Here is an 8,567-nt window from a genome sequence, read left to right on the forward strand (position 1 = left end):
CATCGCGGCTGGCCAGTGCGGCGGCGGCTTCGGCCTGTTGCGCGGTGGCGGGCACCGGCGCGCGCGGCGTGGCGATCGCATCGTTGGCGGTCAGGGCGGCCTGCACCACGGCGGCGCCAGCGCTGATGGCCGTGGCGGCGGCCTGGGCGGTGCCGCGCGCCAACTGCGTCTGTTCGGCGGCCTGGGCGGCAATCTCCAGGGCCTGCTGCGGCAGCACCGGCGCGGCCGGCTGCTGCGCGGCGACGGCAAGCGCGCCCGCTTCGGCCTGGGCGGCAGTCTGCACGGCATTGTCGATGGCCTGCGCGGCGGCATCCTCGGCGTTGCCGGCGGCGCCACCCGAATTCTTGCCGCTGGCCGGCGTCTTGGCGCCGCCGTTGGCGGCGGGACGCGCGTCGGCGGACGGATTGGGGCGCTGCTGGGCCAGCACGTCCGAGAAGGACGGACCTTTCTTGGCTGTGGCCGGCGCGGCCTTGGCGCCGAGGGTGTCGGCGATCGAGACCGGCGCGGCGGGCGCGATGGCGGGGGTGGGCAGGGGAGCGGTCATGGCGGGCTTCCTGTGGGCAATTAATGCATCCCGGCCCGGCGCTGGACCAGGCGGGCGGAGTATTCGTCGTTGGCGCGCTGTTCGCGGCGGGATTCGACCACGGCCTGGGCGCGCAATTCGCGCTGCGCCAGGGCGTCGTACGAGTTGAGCTTGCGCTTTTCCTGCTGCCAGTAGAGCCGGCCCTTGGCCAGGTTATCGTCGGCCTGGCGCAGCACGCCTTGCTGCTGGCTGATGGCGTCGTCCAGCGTGCCGATGAAGCGCTGGTAGTTGTGGCAATCGCTGGCGGACATGCCGGTGGTCATGGCTTGCTGCAGGCGTTCCAGGTAGTCCTGGCGATAGTCCTGCAGCATGCCGAGCTGGCGTTCGGCATTGGTGCGCTCGGTGCTGAGGCGGCCAAGCAGGCGGGCGGCTTCGTCCGTGCTCTCCTTGGCCAGGTTGATCAGCATGTCCAGGGGCAATTGGCTAGGCATAGGTGTCCCTCAATTCAAAGCTGGCGCGCAACTGTTCCACCGCGTCCTCGTAGCCGACGTTCTCGCCGATATCCTGTTGCAGGAACGCTTCGAGGCGCGGGTAGCGGGCGATGGCGTCGTCCAGTTGCGGGTCGTTGCCGGCGGCGTAGGCGCCCACGGCGATCAGGTCGCGGTTGCGCTGGTAGCGCGACAGCGTCTGCTTGAAACGGCGCACCACCGAGAACTGCTGCGGCGTGATCAGCGAGGTCATGGCGCGCGAAATGGAGGCCTCGATGTCGATGGCGGGGTAGTGGCCGGCTTCGGCCAGATGGCGCGACAGCACCACGTGGCCGTCCAGGATGGCGCGGGCCGAGTCGGCGATCGGATCCTGCTGGTCGTCGCCTTCCGCCAGCACGGTGTAGAACGCGGTGATCGAGCCGGCCTTGCCACTGGGGCCGGGCGCGCCCATGCCGGCGCGTTCGACCAGGGTCGGCAGCTTGGCGAACACGGATGGCGGATAGCCCTTGGTGGCGGGCGGCTCGCCGATGGCCAGCGCGATTTCGCGCTGTGCCATGGCGTAGCGGGTGAGCGAGTCCATGATCAGCAGCACGTCCAGGCCCTGGTCGCGGAAGTGTTCCGCCAGGCGCGTGGCATAGGCCGCGCCCTGAAGGCGCAACAGCGCCGAGACGTCGGCCGGGGCGGCCACCACCACCGAACGCGCCAGGCCTTCCGGGCCCAGGTTGTGCTCGATGAATTCCTTGACTTCGCGGCCCCGCTCGCCGATCAGGCCGACCACGATGATGTCGGCCTTGGTATAGCGGGCCATCATGCCCAGCAGCACGCTCTTGCCGACGCCGGAGCCGGCGAACAGGCCCATGCGCTGGCCGCGGCCGACGGTGAGCAGGCCATTGATGGCGCGCACGCCGGTATCGAGCACGGTGTCGATCGGGGCGCGCGACAGCGGGTTGATCGGCTGCGCCGATAGCGGCGCCAGTTCGGCGCCGGTCAGCGGACCGAGACCGTCCAGCGGCCGGCCGGCGCCGTCCAGCACACGGCCCAGCAGGGCGTTGCCCACCGGCAAGTGGCGGCCCAACTGGGGCTTGGCGTTGCCATTGAGTTCGGCCTTGCGCGGCAGCGGGATCTGGCGCTGCACGGGCGGTTCGCCGGGCACCACGCGGGCGCCGGGCGGCAGGCCGGAAATGTCGGCCTGCGGCATCAGGTACAGGGTGTGGCCGTCGAAACCGACCACTTCGGCGTCGGCCCAGTGGTCGTGGCCGCGGGCGATCTCGATGCGGGCGGCTGCGCCCACCGGCAGGCGCAGCCCCGTGGCGTGCAGCACCAGGCCCGTGGCGCGCGTGATCTTGCCGCTGACCAGCCAGGGGTCGGTCGACGCGGCGCGGATCGAGCCGATCTGCAGTTGGGTCTGCCAGCGGTCGATCACGGGCACGGCCGGTTGGCCGGGCTGCGCGGGGGCCGGATTGGCGCTCACGCCGGATCCTCCCAGTGGACGTTGCGGCCCAGCGAGGCCGCGACGCGGCGCCAGCGGGTCTGCAAAGTGGCGTCGATGTCGCCGAACGGCGTCTCGGCGCGGCAGCCGCCGCGGGCGATGGATTCGTCGGCCAGCACGCGCCAGTGGCCTTCCTTGAGTTCGTCGGCCAGGTGCAGGCGGATCAGCTCGATGTCGGCGGGGTTGGCCCACAGGCGCATCTGGCCGCCGGCGGTGGGGTTGATGTGCAGCACTTCGCGGACGGCGCTGGCCACGGTGTCGGGCTGCTCGGCCAGGGTGGTGCGCACGACCTGCTGGGCGATGTCCAGCGCCAGCGTCAGCAGGCTCTGGCCCATCTTTTCTTCCAGCGAGCCGACCGATTCGGCGCAGGCCTGCATCAGCGCGTGCAACTGCTGCGCTTCCTGGGCGCCTTGTTCGCGCGCCTGGGCCAGGCCTTCGGCATAGCCGGCTTCGCGGCCGGCCGCCAGGCCCGCTTCATGGCCTTCGGCGCGGCCCGCTTCCAGGCCGGCGGCATGACCCTGCGCGTAGCCTTCCTCGCGGCCCTCGGCGATGGCCTGGGCGCGCAGTTGGGCCATCACCACTTCCGGGTCGGGGCCCGGATCGGGTTCGGGCTCGGGTTCGACTTCGACGGGCGGCGGCTCGTCGAACGACAGCATCTGCCAGCGCCGCCAGGCGGCACTGCGCGAGATGAGCGTCGACTGGCCGGTATCCGCTTCAGACATACGCGTCGTCTCCGGAGTTGCCCAGCACGATCTGGCCGCTCTCGGCCAGGCGGCGGGCGATCTGCAGGATCTTCTTCTGCTCGGTCTCGACCTTCGACATGCGGATCGGGCCTTGCGCTTCCAGGTCTTCGCGCAGCATTTCTGCGGCGCGGCTGGACATGTTGCGCAGGAACTTGGCGCGCAGCTCTTCCTGGGCGCCCTTGAGCGCGACCATGAGGGTGTCGTTGTCGATTTCCTTGAGGATGAGCTGGATGGCGCGATCCTCGACGTCGAGCAGGTTGTCGAACACGAACATCTCGTCGATGATCTTCTGCGCCAGGTCGCTGTCGCGTTCGCGCAGGCTGGCGACCACGGTTTCCTCCTCGGCCGAATTCATCATGTTGAGAATCTCGGCCGCGGTGCGCACGCCGCCCATCTTGCTGCGCTTGGCGCCCTGGCCGGCCAGCACCGAATTGAGCACTTCGGTCAGTTCCGACAGCGCCGCGGGCTGCACGCCGCCGAAGGTAGCGATGCGCAGCATGACGTCGTTGCGCAGGCGGTCGGTCAGCAGCGCCAGCACGCCGGCGGCGCGGTCGCGCTCCAGGTGCACCAGGATGGTGGCGATGATCTGCGGGTGCTCGTCGCCGATCAGCTCGGCCACGGTGTGCGGATCGAGCCAGTTCAGGGCGTCGATGCCGCTGCCGCCTTCGCCGGCTTCCAGGATGTCCTCGATCAGGCCGGCGGCGCGGTCGCTGCCCAGCGCCTTGGTCAGCACGGTGCGGATGTAGTCGTCCGAACCCAGCGTGACGGCCATGAACTGGTCGGCTTCCTGGCGGAATTCCTCCAGCACCACGGCGACGTCGTTGCGGGTGACCTGCTTGAGGCTGGCCATGGCGGCGCCGACCTGCTGGACTTCGCGGGCGGAGAGGTATTTGAAGACCTCGGCGGCAGCATCTTCACCCAGCGACATCATCAGGACGGCGCTGCGCGTCATGCCGTCCATCGGCTTGGAATCATTTTTCATCTTTGGTCATCCAGGTGCGCAGGACCATCGCGACGGCGCGCGGATCCTTGTTCGCCATCGTGCGGGCGCGTTCCAGGTTGTCCTGGTAACGGTCGGTTTCCTTGGCGCGGGCCAGGTCCTGGGCCTCGCGCTGGGCTTCGATGCGCTCGGCCTCGGCCACTTCCGGATCGACCGGCGGGTACAGGTAGTCGCCCACCGAACGGCGCACCTTGCGGTACAGCCACAGGGCCAGGACGCCACCGACCAGCCATGCCAGGATGGTCTTGAACAGCGAGATCATTTCCGGATCGCGCCACATCGGCAGGGCCGGCGGACCGTCGTTGAACTGACTGTTGACCAGGTTCAGCGAATCGCCGCGGCTTTCCGAGTAACCCATCGCCTCGCGCACAAGGTTCGTCAGTTTGCTCAGTTCCTCGGGCGGCAGGGCCTTGAGGTCGCCATCCTTGTCGCGCACGTAGTTCACCACCACGGCGACCGAAAGGCGTTTGACGGTGCCGACCGGTTGCTTGATGTGGCTGATGGTGCGGTCGACTTCGTAGTTGGTGGTGGCGTCGCGGCGATCGTTGATGGTGCCGCCGGCGTTCTGGGCGCCGGTGGCCGTCTGTTGCTGCTGTTGTTGCTGGCCTTGCTGCTGCGGCTGGCCCGGGCGCGGCGGCTGGGTTTGCGGCGGATTGGCGATGGGAGCCTGGGCGTTGCCCGGGGGCTGGTTGGACAGTGCGCCGGGCACGCCCTGGGCGGGATTGATGCCGCGCTGGTTCTGATCGCTGGTCTGCTGGCTGCGGATGGCGGCCTGGCCGGGTTCCTGGTTGGGACGGTAAACCTCGGACGTTTCTTCGCGGCGGGCGAAGTCCATTTCGGCGCTGGCCTGGGCGTGCACGTTGCCCGGGCCGACCAGCGGATTGAGGATGGTCAGGATGCGTTCGACGGTGCGCTGTTCGGTTTCGCGGACCATGCGCATCTGGTCGGCATCCATGCCGCGGCCTTCGCCCAGCGGCGAGGACAGCAGGCGTCCGTTCTGGTCGACGACCGAGACGTTCTCGGCGGTCAGTTCCGGCACGCTGGAGGCGACCAGCCACGAAATGGCCGAGACCTGGGCGTCGCTGAGGCTGCGGCCGGGGTAGACGTTCAGCAGCACCGAGGCGGTGGGCGGCTGGCGTTCACGCACGAACAGCGACTGGCGCGGCATGGCCAGGTGCACGCGGGCGTGCTGCACGGTGTGCATGGATTCGATCGAGCGCGCCAGCTCGCCTTCCAGGCCGCGCTGGTAATTGATCTGCTCGGCGAACTGGCTGGCGCCGAAGCGGGCATTGTCCATCAGCTCGAAGCCGACCGAGCCGCCGCGCGGCAGGCCCTGGGACGCCAGTTGCAGGCGGGCGTCGTAGACGCGGTCGGCCGGCACCAGCAGGGCGGTGCCGGTGTCGTTGTACTTGTAGGGCACGTTCATGGTGCCCAGGGCCGTCACGATGGCGCCGCCATCGCGGTCGTCCAGATTCGAGAACAGCACCTTGTACTTGGGCTCGCTGCTCCACATCGCCACGGCGACGATGAGCGCGACCACCGCGGCTGCCGCGCCCAGCAGGACCGGCTTGGGCAGGGCGCGGATCTTTTCCAACACGGGAAACTTCGCCAGAAGCGACGCGCTCAGGGTAGCCTGCTGATTCATTGGCGGCTCCCGCTGGCTTCGCGGAGCAGGGAAAAGGACTTCATGTTCGGGTAGGGCAGATTACACATGCAACGTGCTTCTGGTCTGGGGAGAGCCTGGATTATTGCTGCTGCGTTAGCAAACCCAATCGTCGAAAACAGCGGTTTTTTGGCGTTACTTATCCCCTATGTAGACAAGCGACCGTGGCGGTGGGGCGGGCGGGGTGGCGGCGCACGCCGGCGGGGGCGCCGCATTCGGGGAAATATCGGGTGTTTTGGCGGCTTTTAGTCGCTATGACGCCGGGGTTGCCGGGTTACGCTGCGTGCATTGTTGGCGTAGTCCACGCCCCACCTGCAAGGAATAACGTAATGGCTGTATCAGGCTTGTCCGGCATCGAGAGCATGCTCCAGCAGATGCGCGTGGCCGTCACCAAGGCCGAAACCGGCAACCTCGCCGCCGGCGAGGCGGTGGCCCAGCCCGATGGCTTTGCCGCCGAGCTGCAACGCTCCATCCGCCGCGTCACCGGCGCGCAGAATGCCGCCACGGCGCAGGCCAAGGCATTCGAAATGGGCGCGCCCGACGTCTCGCTCAACGACGTGATGATCGACCTGCAAAAAGCCAGCATCGGCTTCCAGACGGCCGTCCAGGTCCGCAACAAGCTGGTCGCGGCCTACAAGGAAATCTCGTCGATGGCCGTGTAACGGCGCAGGCAGGGCCAGAACGGCCCTGCCTCGGCTAGAACACAACCCAATCTAGGCCAGAACGTCCGCCCCGCCGCCCGTAGGCGGGGCAGCCCCCTCGGGGGGCAGCAAGCACGCGTAGCGTGCGCCGCGTGGGGGCTCACAACACGCGCCGCGTGGGGGCAACACTACCTTGCGTTTTTTTCCAGGCGCCAGACGACCTGTTGCAGCCAGTTTTCCTGCCGCGCGTCCAGGTTCAGGAACACCGCGCCCAGGTGGCTCATGGGCGGTTCGCCGGTCAGCGACACATGGGGCGGCGCCGGCTCGTCGGGGTTATCGGACTGGACCATGGGTTGGCCCGAAATCGGGTACACATTGCGCACTTCGAGGTGCGCGTTGAGCTTGCCCAGGTCGCCGAAGTCCAGTCGCACGTCCTCCAGCACCGACCCGCGTTCCGGCAGGGCCTGCACCGCCAGTTCCACCCGCAGGCCGACGCCGTCCACCGACAGATCGCGCACCGAGAAACTGATCGGCTTCTCGGCCGGGTCGGGTTGCCACGACGCCTGGCAGCGGTTGGCGTTGCTGATCAGCGAGGCGCGGAACATCTTGCGGCGCTGGATGCGGGCAAGGTGTTCGGGGAAGGGCGACATCAAGGCGGCGCTGCCGTCATCGAAATGGATGACTTCGGGGCGCTCGACGCGGAAGCGGATCTGCACGCCGCCGTAGGCGGTGGCGTGGAAATGGAAGGTCGTGCCGCTCAGCAGGCCCATGCTGTCGGACTGTTCGAAGTCGGCCCCGGCGTAGTCGCGCGGGCGCCAGAAGAACTGGCGGGTCTGCTTGTCGGCGCCCAGCACCAGTACCGCCATCTCGCGATCGGCGGCGTCGCGCACCAGGATATGGCTGTCCGGGTGCGTCAGTTCGAAGAGGGCGGCGCGCATGTCTTCCGGCCGCGTGAGCAGGAATTCCGGATCGCTGGCATCCAACACAGTGATGTCCTTGGAAAATAGGGGTCAGGCTGGCGGCGCGGCGTCGGGAAGCTCGCGCGATTCGAGGCGGTACAGCCAGGCCAGCAATTCTGCCACCGCTACGTAGAGTTGGGGAGGAATATGCGCATCCAGGTCCACTTGCATCAGCAGGCCGACGAGTTCGCGCGATTCGTGGACATAGAGTCCGTTTTCCTCGGCGGCGCGCACGATAGTGTCGGCCAACTGGCCGTAACCCTTGGCCACGACGCGGGGAGCGGCGTCCTTGTCGTCATACGAGAGCGCGACCGCGGCGTTGCGGTTGGCGTTGGGACCCTGGTCGGGAGGCGGGGCGGTGCGCATCAGAAATCCGTGGGCATGACGGGACGCGGATCGACCACGTTCACCACCAGGTGGCTGAGCGTGAGCCCGGCGGCCAGCAGGCGCGAACGCAGTTGGTCCGAGGACTCATTGAGTTCGGCCGCGCCATGGGGGGCGACCAATTGCAGCACGATCTGATCGCCGGCCAGGTTCAGGCGCGCGTCCACCAGGCCCAGGCGGGGCAGGTCCAGCTTCAGGCGGGTCGCCCAGGTGGGCACGCCGGATTCCGGGTCGCCGCCGTAGGGCTCGCGTTCGACTTCCCACTCCATGGGGGCGCCGGGCCAGGCTTCGCCTTGCCAGGTCAATGCCTGGTTGGCCAGCACGTCGAGCTGCTGGCGCACCAGCACGGTGAGATCCTGGTGGATGCCGCTGACCGGCGTGCCGGGCGCGGGGGTGTGGGCGCCGCCGCCCGTCGTCGGCGCCTCGCCGCCCGCGCGGTTGGCGGAGGTGCCGGCGCTGTCGGCGCGCGGCCGGGCCAGGTCGGCTTCGCTGGGAACGCCGCTGCGCGTGAGCTTGGCTTGCGGCTCCTGCTGCAATTGGGCCGGATTGCTGCGGCCGAAGACCATGTCGGTCAGGTGCGATTCGTAGAACAGGCCGCTGGTCTGCAGCGCCGCGCGCAGCGCCTGGCCCAGCGCGCGGGCGGACGGTCCGGCCGCCGCCAGGCTGGCGTGGGCCGT

9 protein-coding genes and 1 pseudogene are annotated in these 8,567 nt (G+C 68.8%); 1 reads left to right on the plus strand and 9 read right to left on the minus strand.

Annotation, left to right across the window (positions count from 1 at the left end; all coding sequences use genetic code 11):
- From HV783_RS28865 to fliF, 6 genes and pseudogenes are all read right to left on the minus strand, one after another.
- Positions 1–544, minus strand: a pseudogene (locus tag HV783_RS28865) (flagellar hook-length control protein FliK); the annotation flags it as partial.
- Positions 545–564: 20 nt separating this feature from the next.
- Positions 565–1,014, minus strand: a complete 450-nt coding sequence (gene fliJ / locus HV783_RS28870; protein WP_054502844.1) for a flagellar export protein FliJ — start codon at positions 1,012–1,014, stop codon at positions 565–567.
- A complete protein-coding gene (fliI, locus tag HV783_RS28875; protein ID WP_054502843.1) occupies positions 1,007–2,482 on the minus strand; it encodes a flagellar protein export ATPase FliI in 1,476 nt (491 codons plus the stop codon). The genes fliJ and fliI overlap by 8 nt, the downstream gene beginning before the upstream one ends.
- A complete protein-coding gene (fliH, locus tag HV783_RS28880) occupies positions 2,479–3,222 on the minus strand; it encodes a flagellar assembly protein FliH (RefSeq protein ID WP_064523621.1) in 744 nt (247 codons plus the stop codon). Before fliH ends, fliI begins: the two co-directional genes overlap by 4 nt.
- Complete coding sequence (gene fliG, locus HV783_RS28885; protein WP_054502841.1) at positions 3,215–4,225, minus strand: flagellar motor switch protein FliG; 1,011 nt, start codon at positions 4,223–4,225, stop codon at positions 3,215–3,217. The genes fliH and fliG overlap by 8 nt, the downstream gene beginning before the upstream one ends.
- Positions 4,215–5,888 (minus strand): flagellar basal-body MS-ring/collar protein FliF, encoded by a 1,674-nt coding sequence (fliF, locus tag HV783_RS28890; protein ID WP_054502840.1) that lies wholly within the window; start codon positions 5,886–5,888, stop codon positions 4,215–4,217. The genes fliG and fliF overlap by 11 nt, the downstream gene beginning before the upstream one ends.
- A gap of 347 nt (positions 5,889–6,235) precedes the next feature.
- Here fliF and fliE point away from each other — a divergent pair, with 347 nt between their 5' ends.
- Entirely contained in the window at positions 6,236–6,568 is a 333-nt protein-coding gene (gene fliE / locus HV783_RS28895; RefSeq protein WP_035360311.1) for a flagellar hook-basal body complex protein FliE, read from the plus strand.
- A gap of 167 nt (positions 6,569–6,735) precedes the next feature.
- Here the strand turns inward: fliE and HV783_RS28900 are convergent, their stop codons facing one another.
- From HV783_RS28900 to fliK, 3 genes are all read right to left on the minus strand, one after another.
- On the minus strand, positions 6,736–7,533 hold the full coding sequence (locus tag HV783_RS28900; protein WP_054502839.1) for a flagellar brake protein: 798 nt from the start codon (positions 7,531–7,533) through the stop codon (positions 6,736–6,738).
- Between the two features lie 24 nt (positions 7,534–7,557).
- Positions 7,558–7,872 (minus strand): EscU/YscU/HrcU family type III secretion system export apparatus switch protein, encoded by a 315-nt coding sequence (locus HV783_RS28905; protein WP_054502838.1) that lies wholly within the window; start codon positions 7,870–7,872, stop codon positions 7,558–7,560.
- A partial coding sequence (gene fliK, locus HV783_RS28910; RefSeq protein ID WP_175190318.1) for a flagellar hook-length control protein FliK occupies positions 7,872–8,567 on the minus strand: 696 nt, incomplete at its 5' end. The genes HV783_RS28905 and fliK, both read right to left, overlap by 1 nt.

Source organism: Achromobacter dolens (assembly GCF_902859745.1).
Taxonomy (GTDB): Bacteria; Pseudomonadota; Gammaproteobacteria; order Burkholderiales; family Burkholderiaceae_B; genus Achromobacter; species Achromobacter dolens.

What these genes read in the sequence shown, in the direction of transcription:
- fliJ (WP_054502844.1), bottom strand. Translation starts at nt 1,014, where the DNA reads ATGCCTAGCCAATTGCCCCTGGACATGCTGATCAACCTGGCCAAGGAG.
- fliH (WP_064523621.1), bottom strand. Translation starts at nt 3,222, where the DNA reads ATGTCTGAAGCGGATACCGGCCAGTCGACGCTCATCTCGCGCAGTGCC.
- fliG (WP_054502841.1), bottom strand. Translation starts at nt 4,225, where the DNA reads ATGAAAAATGATTCCAAGCCGATGGACGGCATGACGCGCAGCGCCGTC.
- fliF (WP_054502840.1), bottom strand. Translation starts at nt 5,888, where the DNA reads ATGAATCAGCAGGCTACCCTGAGCGCGTCGCTTCTGGCGAAGTTTCCC.
- fliE (WP_035360311.1), top strand. Translation starts at nt 6,236, where the DNA reads ATGGCTGTATCAGGCTTGTCCGGCATCGAGAGCATGCTCCAGCAGATG.
- HV783_RS28905 (WP_054502838.1), bottom strand. Translation starts at nt 7,872, where the DNA reads ATGCGCACCGCCCCGCCTCCCGACCAGGGTCCCAACGCCAACCGCAAC.